12 protein-coding genes are annotated in these 18,777 nt (G+C 44.7%); 2 read left to right on the plus strand and 10 right to left on the minus strand.

What is annotated here, in order from left to right; all coding sequences use genetic code 11:
- Positions 1 to 8 precede the first annotated feature (8 nt).
- From KXD93_RS10700 to KXD93_RS10715, 4 genes are all read right to left on the minus strand, one after another.
- The gene (locus KXD93_RS10700) at positions 9 to 4,073 is read right to left on the minus strand and encodes an FtsW/RodA/SpoVE family cell cycle protein (protein ID WP_258137086.1); all 4,065 of its coding nucleotides are present in this window, start codon (positions 4,071 to 4,073) and stop codon (positions 9 to 11) included.
- A 2-nt stretch (positions 4,074 to 4,075) separates the two neighbouring features.
- Positions 4,076 to 5,494, minus strand: a complete 1,419-nt coding sequence (locus tag KXD93_RS10705; RefSeq protein WP_258137087.1) for a PP2C family protein-serine/threonine phosphatase — start codon at positions 5,492 to 5,494, stop codon at positions 4,076 to 4,078.
- Between the two features lie 95 nt (positions 5,495 to 5,589).
- Positions 5,590 to 6,540 carry a hypothetical protein gene (locus tag KXD93_RS10710; protein WP_258137088.1) on the minus strand — a complete coding sequence of 317 codons (951 nt, stop codon included), beginning with the start codon at positions 6,538 to 6,540 and terminating at the stop codon, positions 5,590 to 5,592.
- A gap of 8 nt (positions 6,541 to 6,548) precedes the next feature.
- Positions 6,549 to 7,829: a serine/threonine protein kinase gene (locus KXD93_RS10715; RefSeq protein ID WP_258137089.1), complete on the minus strand. Its 1,281-nt coding sequence runs from the start codon at positions 7,827 to 7,829 to the stop codon at positions 6,549 to 6,551.
- A gap of 249 nt (positions 7,830 to 8,078) precedes the next feature.
- Here KXD93_RS10715 and KXD93_RS10720 point away from each other — a divergent pair, with 249 nt between their 5' ends.
- Entirely contained in the window at positions 8,079 to 9,470 is a 1,392-nt protein-coding gene (locus KXD93_RS10720) for a metallophosphoesterase (protein ID WP_258137090.1), read from the plus strand.
- A gap of 52 nt (positions 9,471 to 9,522) precedes the next feature.
- Here KXD93_RS10720 and KXD93_RS10725 read toward each other — a convergent pair whose 3' ends face one another.
- On the minus strand, positions 9,523 to 12,753 hold the full coding sequence (locus KXD93_RS10725) for a glycosyl hydrolase (RefSeq protein ID WP_258137091.1): 3,231 nt from the start codon (positions 12,751 to 12,753) through the stop codon (positions 9,523 to 9,525).
- A gap of 194 nt (positions 12,754 to 12,947) precedes the next feature.
- Here KXD93_RS10725 and KXD93_RS10730 point away from each other — a divergent pair, with 194 nt between their 5' ends.
- Positions 12,948 to 13,766, plus strand: a complete 819-nt coding sequence (locus KXD93_RS10730) for an SGNH/GDSL hydrolase family protein (protein ID WP_258137092.1) — start codon at positions 12,948 to 12,950, stop codon at positions 13,764 to 13,766.
- Positions 13,767 to 13,916: 150 nt separating this feature from the next.
- Here the strand turns inward: KXD93_RS10730 and KXD93_RS10735 are convergent, their stop codons facing one another.
- From KXD93_RS10735 to KXD93_RS10755, 5 genes are all read right to left on the minus strand, one after another.
- The gene (locus tag KXD93_RS10735; protein ID WP_258137093.1) at positions 13,917 to 14,585 is read right to left on the minus strand and encodes a response regulator transcription factor; all 669 of its coding nucleotides are present in this window, start codon (positions 14,583 to 14,585) and stop codon (positions 13,917 to 13,919) included.
- A 1-nt stretch (position 14,586) separates the two neighbouring features.
- Positions 14,587 to 15,381, minus strand: coding sequence for a sensor histidine kinase (locus KXD93_RS10740; protein WP_258137094.1), 795 nt, complete (start codon positions 15,379 to 15,381; stop codon positions 14,587 to 14,589).
- Positions 15,365 to 16,006, minus strand: coding sequence for a hypothetical protein (locus tag KXD93_RS10745; RefSeq protein WP_258137095.1), 642 nt, complete (start codon positions 16,004 to 16,006; stop codon positions 15,365 to 15,367). Before KXD93_RS10745 ends, KXD93_RS10740 begins: the two co-directional genes overlap by 17 nt.
- 3 nt (positions 16,007 to 16,009) lie before the next feature.
- Entirely contained in the window at positions 16,010 to 16,465 is a 456-nt protein-coding gene (locus KXD93_RS10750; RefSeq protein ID WP_258137096.1) for a hypothetical protein, read from the minus strand.
- Between the two features lie 1,292 nt (positions 16,466 to 17,757).
- On the minus strand, positions 17,758 to 18,774 hold the full coding sequence (locus KXD93_RS10755; protein ID WP_258137097.1) for a glycosyltransferase: 1,017 nt from the start codon (positions 18,772 to 18,774) through the stop codon (positions 17,758 to 17,760).
- Between the last annotated feature and the right edge of the window lie 3 nt (positions 18,775 to 18,777).

The following is an 18,777-nucleotide window of genomic DNA, read 5'->3' on the forward strand; positions in this document are numbered from 1 at the left end:
TGTTATAACTATTCATCAGTCGTTTCGGTTTCGGCAGGTGGGCGCATACTTTTAATATAGCCAGCCTTCAAAAGCAACGGGATCACATGCTGCCCCGCCAGCCTTACCGCATCCGACGATCCTTTTGTCGACTCGATACGGATACAAACCACTAAATTACCATTTCCTTTTGCCATCGGCGCAAAGAAAACGTACCAGCCGTCGTTAATGCTGTTTCCCTTCCAGATGCGTTCCGGCGTACCCGTTTTACCGGCAACCTTTATTCCTAATATCGGTTCCTTCGGAGCACTTTGCTCTATCATGTATTTGGTAAGCAAGGCAGTGTATTGCGGATCGTTCGCCAGTTTGATGCTCCCCTTAACAGGCTGTGGTGTGTTATTTACTTTTAGCACAAAACGGTTAGCTACAAATGAGCCATTATTTGCCACGCCGGAAATCAACCTCGCTACGGCAGCCGGTGTAGCAATCAGCTCACCCTGCCCCCAGGCCATCCCGGAAATCCCCTTTGCACGGGTTTTGTGGATGTTGTTGGGGTCGTATCGCGGACGGGTGTTGAATTCGGTTTTGCGCCAAAGCTCGCGCCATTTTTCTTCCTGGTCTAAATTCTCAGGTTTCTTATTGTAGAAGTAACCGCCTACACCATGTAAAAACATCCCGGTTTTCAGATACAGCGTCGCCATACCCTCCTGCAAATGCTGTTGGTTGGCCAGCTTTATAAAGTACACGTTATTTGATTTGGCGATAGCTCTTTCCAACGAGATCACCCCGGTTTCATCCGGCTCGATGCCTTTGGTACGGATGCGTTCCTCGCTGCTTACATGATATTTAACGCTATCCGCAGCCAATCCAAGTTTGTTAAATGATGCCATGGCGGTTAACACCTTTGCGGTTGAGCCCGGCTGTGTAGCGTAGGTGAAGCCTAAATCGCTGGTGGTTATCCATTGCGACAGCTTGTTTTGCTCGTTTATCGGCATGGTAAGCTGGTCGTAGTTATTTACCGGTGGCAGCGGGTAAACTGCGGATGCCAAAACATCACCGCTTGTTGCCTGCATCACAACCACCGATACCCGGTTATCCTGCAACGAAGTATCCTGCGCTATAGACTGTTGAATGCCTGTTTGTAAGCCCGCGTCAACGGTCAATTGCACATCCCTGTTTCGTTTTTTAAAGGCTTCAACTTCCGGGCTGTTGATTCCGGCAATAAGCAAGGGAGCCAAAGCGCTGTAATCCTTTTTACTCACCGACATCTCCTTAACCCCCATTGGTAAAAAACGATCTTCGCGAAAGCGGCTGGAATGTGCGTTGAAGCTAACAGTAGGCATTTTAAACCCACGTAGCTCTGCCGCATGTTCATACTCACCAAAATAACCATTAGTACTTCCGTTAAAAACACCGGTATTTTCATCGCCTACCCAAAAGAACATTTGGTCTTCAAACGGATAATATCGTGTTAAACGTTTGTGCATGGCAGAATCAAGGTCAAAATGTGCCGCACCGGCCTCATCCAATAATTTTTCCTGCTTTTTGATCAGGGCTGGGTTACTGGTCGCTAATATTCTTCCCTGCCTGTCGTAAAGGGTACCAGCCTGTAATTTATTCATCAATATGGCAATACGAGGATTATAACTAAACATCCGCGCACCACTCCTGTCGGCCACCAATGCCGGTTTCACTATCCATTTTTCGCTGCTGAATAAATAGCTGGAGATATTTACGATCAATAATATAATACCAATAACGGCCGCCAGTAAGGCCGGCACTAAATTCCGGTCCTGCTGTTTAGTGATGTAGTTCATTTGTACAGGTGTGCCCTTTACCACCGAAGCTGACAATAAAAATCCAGCTGCGAGGAAGTTAGCCACTAGCGATGATCCGCCATAGCTTTCAAATGGAAGTGCTACTCCAGATAAAGGTAAGGCCCCTGTAGAGCCGCCGGCGATCAATAAAAACTGGATGAATGTACAGACGCCAATCCCGGTACATAAGTAGAAAAGAAATGGCGTACCCGTTTGCCGCCCAATGATGATTGACCGATGCAGGTATAAAAGGAACAATAAGAAGATACTGACGATGCCTGCCCAGCCAAAGCCCTCGCCGATGGCCGGTAAGATCATATCCGTATGTGCTTCAGGGATGGTTTTGGCAAAGCCCTCACCAACGCCCTGACCGGTTATTCCGCCGCCGCTCATGGCCCAAAGTCCATTCGCCACCTGGTCGCCGCCATACACTTCATTATTCCAGGCATCCTGCCAAATGGCCTTCCTGTCTACCAATCGTTGTACCGGTCCGGGAACTATTTTATTTAGATATGGGATCTTATCGATAGTTAGAAAACCCGAAATAATGAGCAGAGCCATAATTGCCGACTCGCTTAACGTACGCTTCCTGATAAAGAAGCTGAAGAGCAGCATTGCTAAAGTGAGCCCCGTTGAGATCCAAAGGTTTTTAAATATCCAGGTTATCAATACGTAAAATACTACCGATAAGGCCATGAACATGAAATCGCCGCGGGAGAACGAAAACAGGATAATGAATGTAAAACAGATCACTATTGCCGGCCCCATATCGCCCAAAAGCAAAAACAACAATAACGTAACTGCTATGGAGATCAGCGCGAACGAAAAGAACGACCACCGCTTGCGCCAGCTGGCATATTCACTGATGAACCTTTCATTGGTGGCAAAAAATCCCGCCAGGAAAATGATCACTAAGTATTTTACAATCTCGCTCGGCTGAAAGCCGAACAGGTTTACCTTAACACCACTACCCTCGGGTCCTGAGCCAAAACGGATAGTCAACACCAGCAAGGTCATCGCCAATATGATCCAGGGCCAACCGTTAGCGGCCTTTTGGTTGTTCTTAAAAATAAACATCCTGTAAATCCGCGAATCGGATGTAAAGCGGCGCAGGTTCAAAAAGAGCATGATGATGATCACGACAAATCCCATCCCCAGATATACAAGTGAATCTTTGGCAAAAAACCGGTCACGCAAGGGATCTTGCAGGTTCAGTAATGTAATGAATGAGATGCCTGTAAGCAGCATAATGAGCGGCAGGATCACCTGGTCGGCAGTTGGGAATTTTGCGCTTAAAATAGTATGAATAATAAAAAAGCAAACGAAGAATGATCCGGCAATTATCAGGTACCATTGGTTAAATTCCTCAGGAGTGCGAATGATCAGCGCTTTTTCTTTTTTCAGTATGCTGAAATCCTTTGAGCTGATGAGCCTGATGGTATGCGGCGACTGGTGAAAAGTAAAAGATTCATCGTTGTCCAAATTCTCGGTACCTTGTGACGTACCGAACTGAAAACCCGGCTGCAAGGGCAAAACCGCAAAAGAACGGTTGGCAGGCAAATTTTTAAAGCTGAATTCGCCTTGTGCATCAGTGCGGGCATATGCGGTTATTGATTGCAGGTGTGGCGCGCCTTTTTCGTCGGCCACATAAACCAACTTAAAACCCTTACCTGTTTGAATATTTGATTTTACCTTGTCGTTTTCCTCGTCGTTGAAAATGCTGTCCTGCGGCACTATCATTTGCAGGCGTACCAGCACACCGGCAACCGGCACGGTTTTATTGAGTATCTCACCCGAAATACTATTGCCCTGTAAGCCAACATCTGTAACGGCAGGCAAATCAGGCGGACTTGTCCTCTCCTGCGTAAAGCGAATAGAGTCACCCCCGGTATAACCAAGCAAGGTGCGCGAAACGGTTACACGGTCTTTAAATGATTTACCGCCCTCAGCAAAGGCATCATCGGCGTTAATATTATATTTCAGCTTATTGATCTCGCCGATATTATCAAACTTACTGCCTACGGTTGTTTTCGTGGCAACCGTTTGTTCAATTAAGTCGACGTCCTTTTGGTCTTCAAAATAATAACCCTTTACCAGCAGGTTCTTTAAATTCCGGGCGGGATTTGGTGCATTCAGATTCACCATCGTGCCATCCTTAAGCCGGCGGTCAACATCTTTAAAGTTTTGTTGCAGCACAACATACAGGCGGCCAAAAAGCAGGCCGAGCAAAATGGTTGTAAGTAAAAGAAAAATGCGTTCCTTTTTTCTCGATCCCATCCTTATTTGTGTTTTTGGGGTAAGGAATCAGCCTTGAATATCACGGGGATAAATTTACCGCTGATATATTTTTTATCAGCCAAAACTACGTCACTTTGAACGCTTTGTTTACAATTCACAAATTGCACATTCTTTAATTCCAGCGAATTATTAGCCAGGGAGATCGCGGTATTGAAGTTATTGAATGAAAGACTATCCAGCGTAATGCTTTTTGATTTGGCAGAGATTTGAAACGCAGGCCCAGCATAACCAGAATCACTTTGAAATACAATATGCCCCTTTGATTTTATCAGCAATGTATCCTTATTTATTTGGATAGCTTCGCTGATGATGACAGGCGATTTGTAGCCGGTATCTGAAAGGATCAACACTTTTCCCTTAACATTATCTATCTCCTTCTGCAATTTAATTTGCAACGAACTAACCGGTTTTTTTACTGCCACTGCCGGCTGTATAGGTGTGTTAGTATTACTTGTTTGATCTTTAAAATACAGGTAAACAGTACTCGCCAAAAACGCCAACATTAAAATTACAAGTACAACAATAAGGCCGGTTCTACTTTTTGGCGCGGGGCCAGGCTCCGCGTCTTTCGCGGGCTGTTCTGTAACCCTGCTTGCAGGGCTAACTTGTATATTTTCGCGCTTTACGCTTGTGGCTGTATGCTGCTGCGGCACCTTGTTATTGTGCACGAGCACGGCTGTAATATTATCCCTGCCGCCATTTTTGTTAGCCACTTCTATCAGCTGTTTGCCTTTTTCCTTTAAGGATCCATCATTGGTAAGGATGTTTGTTATCACCGCACTGCTCACCATGTCGGTCAACCCATCGCTGCAAAGCAACAGCACGTCGCCCGAAAGAAAAGGTGACTGCCCGGTTTCAATATAATCGGTATTCTTACTTAAATTCGCCTCAAAGCCAAGCGCTTTGTTGATCTCATTCCGTTTAGGGTGGTTCATGGCCTCATCTTCGGTCAACCTGCCGGAGTCTTCCAAAAAGCCCACGAATGATTGATCATGCGAGATCTTTACCAGGGACTTATCGCGCAATAAATACAAACGGGTATCTCCTACGTGTGCGTAGTAAAACTGGTTATTGGTAATATCCGCAATAGCCAGGGTCGATACGCAGCTCATCTGTGCATACTCCTTGTTGCGTTGCTTTTCCTCTATAATGCGTTCGTTGGCTTCTTCAAAACAATCTATCAGCATGGCAATTATCTCGCCCGATGGTTTTTCCAGCCGTTTGATAATCGCATCGCGTGCTATCCGGGCAGCAATCTCGCCACCTGCATATCCGCCAACGCCATCAATTACGCAGGCAATTATAAAGCGGTCGCCCGCACCCTGCCTTGCAATAAAGGCGTCCTCGTTGTTATCCCGCTGTCTGCCGGTATCTGTTATGCCAAAATATTGATCAGTCATTTTGTTTCCGGGATTTTTTAATTTCGATGAAATGCGCCGCTAATAAACATGTACAAATTACCAACAGGCCAACCGATAAGATCTGCGACATGGCTTTATGATTTAAATAAGTTAACACCCACTATCCCATTCAGCAACATTTTTGAGTTTACAGGCAGCTCAACCCATGCCGGCGAATTGATGTCACTCCGCACCACATCCTGCTCATTCAAAATGGTCAACTCACCAAATGATGCCAAATAAAACTTACCATCACTTTTATTATACCTGATGCGCAGGTGCGGCGTATTTACCCACTCTGTCGGGATCTTGAATATATTCGAATCCTCCCGTGTTTCCTCATCGCCCGAAACAATGATCTCGTCATCCTTCATAAAGTACTCCACCTTTTTACCGGCGAATTGTTTTTCGGGCAGGATAGTTTCAAAGCGTGCATGGTGTTTTTTACCTGATTTTACTTCACCCTTATCGTCATACTCCAAATCAACTACGTAAGGCAGTTCGTAATAACCCTCGCTATAGTAATTGAAGGATTTCATCACCTCCTCGCTCAAATCAAACGTTTGCGCGATGCCGGTTTGGCGGGGGATAAAAGTTACCCTTAAATTCTCTTCTTTTTTATTGCTTCCGGGTAGCAGCTTACCGATAAAGCCGATGTCGCCCCGTTCATAGTCAGGGTGCGATACCAACCGGAATACCCATTTAGAGCTGGATGGCACAACGGTTTTACCGGCCGCCCTGTACTGCCCCAGCAGATCGTAAAATTTCTTTACCGTTTCGTTCACAATCAGGCCAAAGAGTCCCTGTTTATTGTTCATGAACTCCTTATAGTCCTCAACATTAAAGCTGATAAGGTACTCGTGGTAGAAAACAATCCGGTCGCCAAAGGAAAGCTCCTTAACAGAATCGCTGAATTTTGCAACCACGTAATTGTAAACATCGTCGGGTGTAAGTCCCGGTTGTTTTTTTGCCTTTGTATTGTTAGGGCTGGTTAAAAACCAGTCCTGGATGCCCATACGCTGCCAGATAGAAGCTTTTTGTTCCATGTATTTTTTTACTGGTTGTTTGTTGTATCAGTTTTTGAGCTATCAGCCTTCTGCTGCCGTATAATATCGCCTATCGTACTTCGGGTGGCTGAATCTGTCATTCGTTTCTTATTTCTATAGGCTATTATCCGCGCTTCTTCCGCCTTTCTGAAACTGTCGGCTATCCGGGCAGTATCCGCTGTTAGCGTAACGGGTTTGATAATTGTTTGTGCAGGGCGAAAAAGCGAATACGCCGAATACGCCATAAAACCCGCCAGCAAAATCATTAACCCTGCAAACGCATAAGTAGAGATCCGCATAGTACCCGGTTGATTTTGCAGGTTTGACTTTTGCACCATTATAGGCGCAGGCGGTACCGCTGCCGGCACTTCCTTTATCACCTCAACCCTAACTTCCTTTACGCTGCTATCGGCTATTATATCATGTAGTTCGGTACCATTGGCATACCTGTTTTCAGGCGCCTTTTCAAGGCAGGTTGCAATCATTTCCAATAACCAACCCGGCACCTGCATTTCGCGTTCGGGCCATTCCTTAGGCAAATGTTGTCTTCGGAGTTCTAACAGGTCGGGTACGTCCGACTCCATGTGCGAGAGCATTACGGCGTTGCGTGCAGTTTCACCATTATCCTTTAGCGGGAACGGCACCTGCCCGGCAAGCAGCTCGTACAAGATCACCCCAAAGCTGTAGATATCAGTTTGGAATAACATTTTGCCCTCATTCTGCTCAGGCGCCATAAACTCAATGGCACCGGCATGGCGCATGCTGCTTCTCCGCTGCTCGTCAGACATTACCGACAAACCAAAATCAAGCAGCACATAATTGCCCGAACTGTTATTGAACTTTACGTTATTGCTTTTGATGTCGCCGTGCTTTACCCCAACCTTATGGCAATGCGAAAGTGCACAGGCAAGCTGATCAGCCAGCTTTATAGTTTCCTTTATGGTGAAGATCTTCTCGTGCGGTGGCTTCAGCAGGTCCTCCAGGTCAGGCCCCTCAATAAACTCCATCTCGATAAACGGGAACGAACCACTTTCAGTAATCCCCGAGTTAAGGATCTTAACTACGTTTGGATTAGGGATCTCGTTTACCTTCTTTAATTTCTCAACCTCATTTAAAAAATTACGGTAATTTTTATCGTCGGCACTCTCACTATGGATAGGTGTCGGCAATAATTTCACCGCCGTTATGATCGGCCCTATCCGCCTGCCCTTATATACAGAACCTTGTCCCCCGGTGCGGAGCGCACCCATATTTTCAAGACCCTGTGTTATCGTAAATACTTTGCTCATCCCTTATTTTCAATCTTTTTAGCTGCTGTTAACCTGCATTATTAACGCAAACAAATCTATTATGTTTAAATCCTTTTTTATCAGGAATTTTAACTGAAAAAGTAAACAAAAATTGTGAGAAATTCAACCGCAGTTTTATTGTGGATGACGTATGTTTACCGCTGTAGATATTTAATTACATTTATTACCTTGCTTAATGTATGCTGGTGCGCATAAACATATTTTCCTTGTAACCTTTAACAATATTTTATGGCTACCAATAAAAGAACCTTTTTCAGCTCAATAGCTTACTTGTCAATAGTCCTGGCATTAAGCTTTCCGGGTATTTGTGATGCTCAAGCCGGCAAGGCAGGCAAATGCATCATCGTATCCGACGTACATTTTAACCCTTTGTACGATGTAAGTCTAATAGACACTTTAAAGAAAACTACCTATAAACAGTGGGAAGCTATTTTTAAAAGCTCAAAATCCAGCTGCGTGGTCGATAGTAATTTACGCGGAAAGGATTCCAATTATGGTTTGCTGATACTGGCCATACAAAGCATGGAAAAACGCTTCGATAAAAATAACCCGCCTGCCTTTATCGTAATTACAGGCGATTTTATATCGCACAGCAGCTATGAACCCGCGCAAGTTAAAAGTGATGGCAGTGAGCAGTTTTTCAAACAACAAAACATCTTCTTTATAGCAAAACTTTTCAGGGATCATTTTAAAAACACCAAGATAATTCCTGCATTGGGCAACAATGACACCTACGACTTCGATTATGACAAGCAAAGTGACGCCTTTTTAACCGATTTTGCAACTGCATGGGGCCTGGACTCCATCACGGGTTTTGTTGCATCATTTAAAAAGAACCAGGGCTGCTATACAATTGCAGCAAAAGGCTTTCCGGGTTTAAAATTTGACGTATTTAACAGCGCATTGGTGAGTGATGGCGGGCATCGTTCAAATAATGAGGACCCTTATAAGGGAAAAACTTATGCTGAAGGCGATACTGCACTTAACTGGCTAAATACCAAATTATTGAAACAAGGCCCTGATCAAAAGGCATGGATCCTTTATCACATCCCACCAGGCACAGACCCATACCAGGTGGAGGGGAACAAAACCAGCAGTTACAGCAGCGATATTTTTTTATGGGACACGGCTTACACCAAGCGATTTGTAAATATGATGGCAGCCAATTCAGCCAAAATCAAATTTAACATAGCGGCCCATAGCCATCGCAATGATTTTAGGGTGATCTGTGGTTCAAATCTGAAGCCTGTTTCATACGTGCGGGTTATTCCGTCGGTAAGTTCATGTTATACCAATAACCCATCGTTTGAAATTGCAGAATTTGATGAACATTACACCATAAAAAACGAAACGACATGGTACCTTAATTTGGCGGATGTTGCCAAAGGATGGACCAACAGCTTTAATTTGCTTAACCTGCTTCATTCAAACCCAGTTAGCCCCGCCAATGTATCTAACTTCGTCCACGGTGTTTATGGATTGGATGCCTATATTAATTTTTACAACGTTGGCGCAACATCGGCCATCAACAAAACAAAGGGTAAAACAGCAAACTTAAATGAACAAAACCACGCCACCTACCAGGACGCTGACACCTTGGTAGCCGGCAAAAATCAATAAAAAAGGGCTGCACCTACCAGAGTGCAACCCAATATAAACCACCAACTTAAAATTAATACTTAATTTCTTCTATTTTAACAGGCCCTAATAAACCCGACGATTCCAGCCCTTGCTGTGGATTTGGCAGAACCGCTGCTGATGTTTTTCTTTCAGCCACCGGCAACTTACTGTCGCCAAGCAAACGATTAACCCACGTATTTACAACCTTTATTTCTAAGGTATTTACACCCGGCTTAAGCGCCTTGGTGATATCAACCTTGTATGGCGGGGTCCATGCGCCGCCAACCTCAATTCCGTTAACGGTTACCTTAGCAATAGCCCTAGCAACGCCAAGATCAATTACATAATTTGCGCCTTTCACAATTTTACTGTGCTTAAAAGTGTTGTGGTAAACCGCAGTACCTGAGTAATATTTGATGCTGTCATTTGAGTTTAAGGACCAATCGGTTAACGTAGTAAACTCAACAGGTTTAGCCGGCCCACGCATCTTGCTGTCAAAGCTTACCGTCCATGGCTGCGTAATTTCAATAGTTTTTTGAGCAACCGGGAAATTCATTTTTGTAGTATCGCCCTTCACGGCGTCCTTGCTGAAAATTATGAATGCGCTCTCAAACGGCGCCAGCGTTAACGGCACCGATGTTGTAGTTGCTGTTTGGGTAAACGATGGCAGATCGCGAACCGACCCATCAATTGCATTCCATAATTGCGGTTTCTTCCCGGTTAACCTGAAGGTCGTGGTAATATTTACCGTAGCGTTTTTTTGGTTGGATATAAAGTAAACCGATCCCTCAGCCAGGTGCCGGTGAATGTATAATATCGAATCGCTGCCGGTAATTTTCGCATCCGGGATCTCTTTGATCAGGTCCATTGCCTGCTGCATGTCCATCCCGTTAATCACCATCCCTTTCCCGTAATGGTTAACCTTGAAGTTTGTGCCATCAATTTTACCCCATAACTCGTCAGCAACAGTTTGTACCAGCTTGTCTGATGCCGGATACCCTTGCAAGCTCGGCGATCTGCTCGGCTTTGGACCCAACACAACTGCACCCTGATTTACCAAATCCTTTATTTTTGCCAATAATTCCGGGCGGATGGTTTCCAGCTTGGGCAATACCAAAATGCTATAGGTTATCCCGTTTGGTAAGGTTAATTTCCCTTCCTTTACCGTGATCCTGCTTTTGAGAACCTCGCCATTGATATAATCATACGAGTAACCCTGTGGCAGCGGCGGATCGGTAATTCCGGTCATTTTTGGCGCGTCCTCGCCAATAAAATAAGCTGCATCAGCTACGTATCGGCCTTGTTGCAGCATCATGTTACAGCGCTTAATATATTTAAGGAAGATATCCATATCGAAAAACCAGGTATTTAAGCGGTTAAACTCAACACCAAACCAGGCATCCTGGCCGGGCAGCTTATCGTCATTTGGTTGCTCGATGTAAACGTGTAACAGGGTATTGTTGATCCCCTCGGTAAAAAAGCGGTCACCGCGTTTTTTAAACATAGCCGGGTACCTGTAAAAAGGACTTCCTGCCGCTGTAAATGATTCAGCCGACACTTTTGTTTTTCCATAAATATGTGCTGATGATGACGCTGCACGGTTCTCTATATCACCCAAATCACCCTCGCTCCAAAACTCACCGCCAATCTCGTCCGATTGCCCTCCGTATTGTAAAAATTCACCGGGGTATCCCCAATGCCCATAATTTTCCAACCAGGTAGTCAAACCGTATTTATGGCTGATGTCCCTTAGTCCACCAACGTATTTGTAGGAAACATCATCAGCAATCAAACGCCTCAAATCCCATAAAAAGCGATCTGACATATCTTCGCTTCCAACAACCTTACCTTGCAGCACGGGAATGTAAGGCGTAGGGTCGTAGTTGTAGGCTTGCTTAAATTCAGCCACCAAATTGTCTGTCCAGTTCTGGCTGCCTGTTTCGTAGCTGTCTTCTACCGTAACCTTCCAGGTTTTGCGGTCCTCGGCGGGAATGCGTTTCATGATCTCGCCTAAAAATGCATTAAAGTGTTCTTCAACATGAGCCGTGCTCATTTTATCTACCTCCAAACCGGTTCCGGCAGGCGGTGCCGGCGAATTGTGAACATTGGTCGGCGACATACCCGTCCTTTCAATCACCCAGTTACCGGCAGGCACGTTCCATTTCAGCGTACCATCGGCAGCCATATATTTTGAAATATCGATAACCTTTGCCGGGTCGATGGTATAGTCAGATTTCTCTGCAACTTGTGGCAGCCATTGGTAATCCTTCCAGAATGGGTGCGGAGTAGGCCACATTTTGGCAAGGGTTTTCTCGATATAATTTTCGACTACCGGCGTAGCGGACAGCTTGATCTCCGCAATGTCACTGTTTCCAGGCACGCTGGTAAATACTATCCTAAAGCTATCTGAAGTCGTCGCCGGAATTGTGAAGGCAGCCGGGCCAAATGGCATAAAACCTACGTTCAATGCCGCATTAGAGCGATCAATAGAAAAATGTTTCAGGGTAGTGTATACGCTATTTATCTTCGCCTGGATGTCACCTTCTAAGGTAACCTGGTATTTAACCGGTGTAATAACTACACTGCGAACAGTATAGAGTAATTTGGTATTGACATCAAATGTATATTGCTGGCCCCTGGTTAGATGGATAGCTGTTAATTCGTTTTTATCTATCAAATTACCAAGGGAGTCCATAACAGGCACGGAAGACAATGATGGCTTAAAGCTGCTGATATCCCCATCAAAATCATTGGCTACCGGGTAAGCCAAAACCTTAACATCCTGAAATTGCTTTTGCGGCTGATCGAGTTTTTTATTGAATAACATCGGCCCCTTTACCATAACCTGCGATGAATTAAGGTACCGCATGGATTGCTCCGGCTTGATCCATGGACCACCGGATTGGCTCCATCCCGGTCCGTTAAATAAACCTATCTGGATATTTAAGCGCGTGGCAGTTTTAAGCGCGGTGTGTAGCACATCCCACCACTCGTCCGAAAACATTTTCACTTTTCCGTACGGAACATCGTCCAGCCCTATGTTCCCGATAAAGGCTCGGTTGATGCCCACTTTCTTCATGGCTTCCAGGTCCTTTACAACTCCCTCCTTCGAAATATTATCTGAGATCCAATACCAATAAACGCTTGTTTGGATAGAGTCCGGGATATGCACAAATTTCGTTTCCAGTGCCTTAAGCCCGGGATCGCTGGTTTGGGCTTTTGAAATCGCAGTGAAGGCAAATAGAAGGAAAATGCAAAAATAGATCGGTTTTACCTGGAGCATGTATTTATGTATAAAGGGCGTTAAGGGTTTACCGGGAAAGTCCCGTTGCCTAACAAGGGTTATAATTACAATGGCAAGTATAAATTGAAGTATTTACAAAACCATCCCTATCCGTCACCTAACGCGTTGATACTTCACCGGAAGTTTTGAATCTTTGCTTTTTGTAAAAATCAATTGTTATCCCGGCTTATAAAATGAGACTAAAAATAATAATGCTTATTGCCGTTTTGGGCCTGACCTCGTTCGCGCCAAACGAAAAAAGCTGGACCGCCATCGGCGATTCTATCACCTATCTTAACGATCATTTGGATGAAACAGGTAACCGGGTAACCAAAGGCTATATGACAAGGGTGACCGAAAAGCTGCCAAACATCCATTACATTAACCAGGGGCATAACGGCTGGTCGGCAGTTGGGATTGCAAGGGAAATTGAAAAACTTGGGCTGCAAAAATCTGATATTTACTCGGTTTTCCTTGGCACTAACGACTGGTGGCAGGGCCTGCCTTTAGGCACTTTTGAGGATTACCGCCACAACGCCGGACTAAACACGGTATTCGGTGCTTACCGGGTCATTGTAGATAAGATCAAAGCGCTTAACCCGGATGCTAAGGTGATCCTGATCACCCCGATGCAACGGCAGGATTTTGTTTACGTAGCCGACAGTCATAACAATGCCTTTGGCTCTTACAAGGCAAAAAACGGGCAAATGTTGTCGCAGTTTGCCGATGCGGTAAAGCAAATTGGTGCGTATGAGCATTATAGCGTGGTTGATCTTTATTATAAAAGCGGGATGAAGCTGAAAAATATGGTGAAATTTAAGCACCTCAGGGATCCGGCAACCGGCCAATATAAGAACTATAAATATCCCGATTTTGAGGGAGTGCCATTCAACCCTGATGCTGATGAATATCCATACCCGGTTGAGGCCATAAATTATACGTTTGATGGCCTCCACCCATCTGACAAGGGCGACCAGGTAATTGCCGATATGCTGGTTAAGGTGTTAAAGTGAGGGGTGAATCAATTCATTTAATAAACTGATTTCGACATAGCAACGCCGGAAAAGCGTTCCATTTTTGCACATGGAACACCCGGAACGCTGTGAAACATGCTGACTATCAGAATGTTTCACTTTTGTGTAAACCTATAGACGTATAAGACCCTAAAATATCATTTCATAAATGCGGTGTTTAACAGCAAATAACACCAGCCCGGCCGTGTTGCGGCAGCCTATTTTCGACAATAAATTATTCCGGTGGCCCTCCACTGTGCGGGCGCTCAGGAACAGACGCTGGGAGATCTCGACATTGCTGTATTCCTGGCAAATAAGCCGCAGGATCTCGGTTTCGCGCATCGTCAGCTCAACCGGGATCGAACTGATGCCGCTTACCACCTTTGTTTTGTATGCCGAAACCTTTTGAATGGCTTCGAGGGCATTGGCGTTTAAATAAAAGCCACTTTTATAAACGGTTTTTATGGCTAATATCAGTTCGTCGCGGTCACAGTTTTTAAGGAGGTAGGAGCACACCCCCTCATGGATCATTTTGGCAATAAGGCGTTCCTGCCCGTGTACGGAAAGGATGATCACCCGTATCGTCGGATATTTTTGATGCAGTATGGCATTCAGCTCGATGCCGTTTAAACCGGGCATATTCATGTCGACCAGGGCAAGATGCGGCAATTGTGTTGCGGCGTTTAATTTCGCTAAAAAATCATCGCCGTTTACACTTTCCGTTGCCAGCTCAAACCCCTCCTCATTTCTTATTAATGCAGCCAGGCTCTGCCTGAAGATATTTTGATCATCAATAACTGCTACGCGAATTGTTTCCATTTTAAGTCCAGGCTATATTTTTTATCCTGATGAGCATTTTAAAACCTTTGCCGTCCGGGCTTTCCATATTAAAGGTTGCGCCTATTATCCGCAGCCTGCTTTCTATATTCAGCATTCCCATACCTCTTTTTTGGTCGGTTAACGGCAAGCCACAGCCGTTGTCATGATAGCTAATGAGCACCCCATCCTCCTCGCTGTCAAAATCGATATGCACCTCTGTTGCCCCTGCGTGTTTCAGGGTGTTGTTGAGCAGTTCCTGCATAACCCGGTATAGCGAAATTGCGGCGTTCTGCTCAAGCTGGTCGGGCGCTTCGCCGGCGTTGTTAGTGATATTTACCTGCAGGCGGCTACTTTGGGTGGTAAATTCACACAGTTCCTCGAGTGTCCCCAAAAAACCGTAATATTCCAGCCCGGGTGGCGACAGGTTATGCGAGATATGCCGCACATCCTGGATCACCCTGTCGATAATTGACTTACTGGCACGCCTAAAGCTATCCGCATCAGCCGGCTTATCCTGGTTAAAGGCTTCAATGGTAAGCCGCAGGTTTGAGAGTGCCGTGCCTACATCATCGTGCAGGTTTTGCCCTATCCGCTTGCGCTCCGCCTCCTGCGATTCAATAACCGTTTGCAGGAGTTGCTGCTGATGGGCCATTTCGGCCTGCTGCAATTGCTTTTGTTTTTGCAGTAGTTTATTTTGGTTGCGAATGAAAATGATTACAAATGAAACAACCAGCATAAACACACCGCCTATGCCAAGCAGCAGCAGGATAAAAATATTATCACTCGTTTTTTGCATATAAAAAACCGGCTGTAAATAACAGGTACATTACCATTACCAGCGTGGCGTGGATGGTGCCAAAAATGTAATTTACCTTTAAGCTCGCATGTTCATAAAGTACATTTAAAAATGCAAAATGAAATAACGAACTGCCAAAGTAAACCAACAAACCGGTAACCATCCAGTTTAATGGCTCCTGTACCCAGGGTTTTTGATTGTCAGATTCGCCATATTTAAAAAAATAATAAATACATAGCCCGATAATTATAAGTGCACCAATTGGCCGCGGATAAGAGTTAAACTGGTAGATACTTTGGATAAAAACAAAGTCAAACACACAAAATACAGAGAATATAATCATTAGTCCCCCGAGATACCGGGAGACTAATTGATTATTTAAGGCTAATTGGAAAAATCGTACAATAAAAAGAAACTCAATTATGGTATAAAAGTGCAGTAGCGGTAAATTATTGACTTGGTGGGTTCCCAGCAAACGCGATACTATTTCAATTATTGCAGCAAAAATCAGGTATGAAAAAATTATTTGTGTGACTACATGTTTGTAGCCACTCTTAATTAAACCCGCGCCCAATGGAATAAGTATTGATGCAGGAACTACAACAATAACATAGGCATGTTTCATATGCTAAGGTTTTAAATCGAATTCTTCAGTAAGGAAAGGTACATATAACTCGCTTTGCTTATCACAATAGACCGGGCATGGTGCTGTAAAATCATAAATGGACGTATCATTTGGATTGGTAGGATCGCTTTTTATAAGGTCCTTATGGTGCCTGTGGTCATCAGTTTTCAGGACCGGCACTACCATACCGCGCAATTCGGTTACCGTGGGATCTATAATCGGCTCGTCTTCTCCTGCCAGGCCAAAATACATCCTTATGCCCTTTAAGGTGTCGGGCGGATAGGCTGCCTCTAATTGTTTAATGTCATCAAAGGAAATAAATATAGCCCTTGGTATCGACTCATGATTTTTTTTAAATTCCGGCATGGCGCCAATGGTCTTTAGCCACCTTGTTACGCGTTCCCTTGCAAGGGAAACGGGAATGGTTGTGCCCTGACCGGGATCTGTGTGTTTTTTCATTGTTGTGGGGTTTAATTTGATTAGGAAATTTAATGAACTTGGATATACAAAATGATTTAGCCAGCCCCACGGAATGCTGCGGCAGCCCTTTTTGCGGGGATGGTTGCTGTTTTCATTTTTGTGTACGATTAGGATTTATAAATTATAATTATTGAAATTCAATTGAATTCAGGTTCCCGTAAACGTTAATCCGCGAAATTATCCATGCAAAGCAATTAAATGCAGCCGTTTACAGGTAAAACCCGCTATAACTGATTTAAATACAAACACAAAGGCAAAAAAATTACAAGTTGTTTAAATGACTCATAAGGCTATCGGTAAAAAGCAAGTTAAATAACTGATATCCAGTACCTTATTTATTCACTTTATTTATTTTTAAAGATATATAAAGTATTGAATAATTAATCAATAGCTAATACATTTTTTTAAAGATTATTATTTAACCTATAAGATAAAAATTACACCAAAATGTATTATTTAGGACGAAAAATGTGGTGATTTAGCAGGAGGGGCTCCAATGCTATTAAGGTAAGGGAAATACAAATTTAATTCGCCCCAAAAGCTTTATAGCCAAACCCTCCCCGGACGGGCTACCGTGTACCCACGTCTTTTTGTCAGGCATATTTTTCTTGACCCATAGGGTCTACCGCTTTGTAGCTAATAGAAAGAAAGATATTTTGCCCCGTAGGTGGCTACCCTTTACCAGCATTTCTTGCACGATGTGGGTACGATTTTTACAAATCTAACGGCTGGGTAGCCGCGTAGAGCAATATCATTAAGTTAAGCCGATTAATTGGTTTTAACCCTCTTTTCGAAGCAGAGAGGGTCGCCCAGCGCAGCGTCGGCGGGGTGAGTCGAACCGTCGTGCATTGGCGCCAATGCAATTGCGCGAACATCGCGCGCAGATTTACCCACCCGGTCGACGCTTCGCTGGACCTGCCCTCCCTTTGCTGCGCACAAGGAGGGCTAAAAAGCTAGCAGATTTACCCACCCGGTCGACGCTTCGCTGGACCTGCCCTCCCTTTGCTGCGCACAAGGAGGGCTAAAAAGCTTAACTTAATGATATTGCTCTATGAGATGAGGCAAAAATCTTAATCGTTATTTTTCTACAAAGCGGTAGAGCCTACGGCTCATTTTACTTCAAGTATTCTTAAAAATTGTGGGTACACGGTAGTCCGGAAGGGGGAGGTTTGGATGAGGCAATCAAGATTTGTGGTAAGAACTAATTATTTGCTTCGCTTAATTTTATGGCATTACGGTAAGTGTTTAAGCAAATAAACACAATACTAATATCAGGACAGCATATTTTTCCAGGCCTCCCAACATTTGTTGTCGTTGGCAATATGTTCCTTTAAAAAGGCAAAACCGTTGTAGATGATCTTTTTCCGCAGGTCCTCATCAAAGGCCAGCTGGCTCGCCCTGTACGACATTTCATCGGACGAGTTGCACAAAAAGCCTGTTACGCCATTTTCAATCAGCCCGGGGAAGGCAAAATCATTTTCGGCTATCATGGCAACGCCATGGGCATAGGCCTCGGGTACAATGCGGCAGTAGCTTTCGCGGCTGCCGCCGGTTTTATGCAAAATGCAATGCACCTTTTTGTAAAATTCGCTTACGGGAACCTGGTTGGGCGCTATCGCCTCCCATTCCATCCCCAGTGGCGGGAAGCCGCATTTTGCAGCGGCGTTTTCGCCCCAGCCCATTATGACAGTTTTCACGGGGAGCGGAGCACTGATCTTGTAAAACATGCGCCAAAGATCGCCGGGATATTTGCTTGCATCGTCGCGCGAGCATCTGCCTGCAACAAACCTGTCATTGCATGGCTGGTAGCAAAACATATCGTCCTGTAAATTAAAATATGGACTATAGTCCGTAAAGCTGTTTACCGGGCCGTGCTCTTCCAGTCCGGGCCTTAACATTTGCTCCTGGTAGGCGCTCACAAAACCAAACAGGTCTATCCAGCCGTTTTGGTGTGCTATAATTTCATCGGGGAAGTGCCACGTCATGCAATTAAACCATATTACGCGCGCCGGCCGGCCCTTATCCATAATTTCGGGCAGCGACTCAAGAAAGCCCTCACAACAAAACGAGGCCACCACCTTATTTTTAAAGATCGCGGGGAAATAGGTATGTGTTACGCAGCCCAGTTCATTGCATTTTGCCAGCACAGGCGGGTTAGGCGGCGACATGGGCACCAGGTTAACACGCACGCCGTTTTTAATCCAGAGATGAATGTTATTAAAAAGCTCGGTATCGGCCCCGCCTATAAAACCGGGGTAACCTGCTATCCAAATTTCTGTTCCCTGCATTTT

This window comes from Mucilaginibacter phenanthrenivorans, assembly GCF_024721155.1.
In the GTDB taxonomy this organism is placed as follows: domain Bacteria; phylum Bacteroidota; class Bacteroidia; order Sphingobacteriales; family Sphingobacteriaceae; genus Mucilaginibacter; species Mucilaginibacter phenanthrenivorans.

Coding starts and splice junctions, on each gene's coding strand:
- KXD93_RS10700 (WP_258137086.1), bottom strand. CDS start 4,073: ATGGGATCGAGAAAAAAGGAACGCATTTTTCTTTTACTTACAACCATT.
- KXD93_RS10730 (WP_258137092.1), top strand. CDS start 12,948: ATGAGACTAAAAATAATAATGCTTATTGCCGTTTTGGGCCTGACCTCG.
- KXD93_RS10750 (WP_258137096.1), bottom strand. CDS start 16,465: ATGAAAAAACACACAGATCCCGGTCAGGGCACAACCATTCCCGTTTCC.
- KXD93_RS10725 (WP_258137091.1), bottom strand. CDS start 12,753: ATGCTCCAGGTAAAACCGATCTATTTTTGCATTTTCCTTCTATTTGCC.
- KXD93_RS10705 (WP_258137087.1), bottom strand. CDS start 5,494: ATGACTGATCAATATTTTGGCATAACAGATACCGGCAGACAGCGGGAT.
- KXD93_RS10710 (WP_258137088.1), bottom strand. CDS start 6,540: ATGGAACAAAAAGCTTCTATCTGGCAGCGTATGGGCATCCAGGACTGG.
- KXD93_RS10755 (WP_258137097.1), bottom strand. CDS start 18,774: ATGCAGGGAACAGAAATTTGGATAGCAGGTTACCCCGGTTTTATAGGC.
- KXD93_RS10720 (WP_258137090.1), top strand. CDS start 8,079: ATGGCTACCAATAAAAGAACCTTTTTCAGCTCAATAGCTTACTTGTCA.
- KXD93_RS10735 (WP_258137093.1), bottom strand. CDS start 14,585: ATGGAAACAATTCGCGTAGCAGTTATTGATGATCAAAATATCTTCAGG.
- KXD93_RS10745 (WP_258137095.1), bottom strand. CDS start 16,006: ATGAAACATGCCTATGTTATTGTTGTAGTTCCTGCATCAATACTTATT.
- KXD93_RS10715 (WP_258137089.1), bottom strand. CDS start 7,829: ATGAGCAAAGTATTTACGATAACACAGGGTCTTGAAAATATGGGTGCG.
- KXD93_RS10740 (WP_258137094.1), bottom strand. CDS start 15,381: ATGCAAAAAACGAGTGATAATATTTTTATCCTGCTGCTGCTTGGCATA.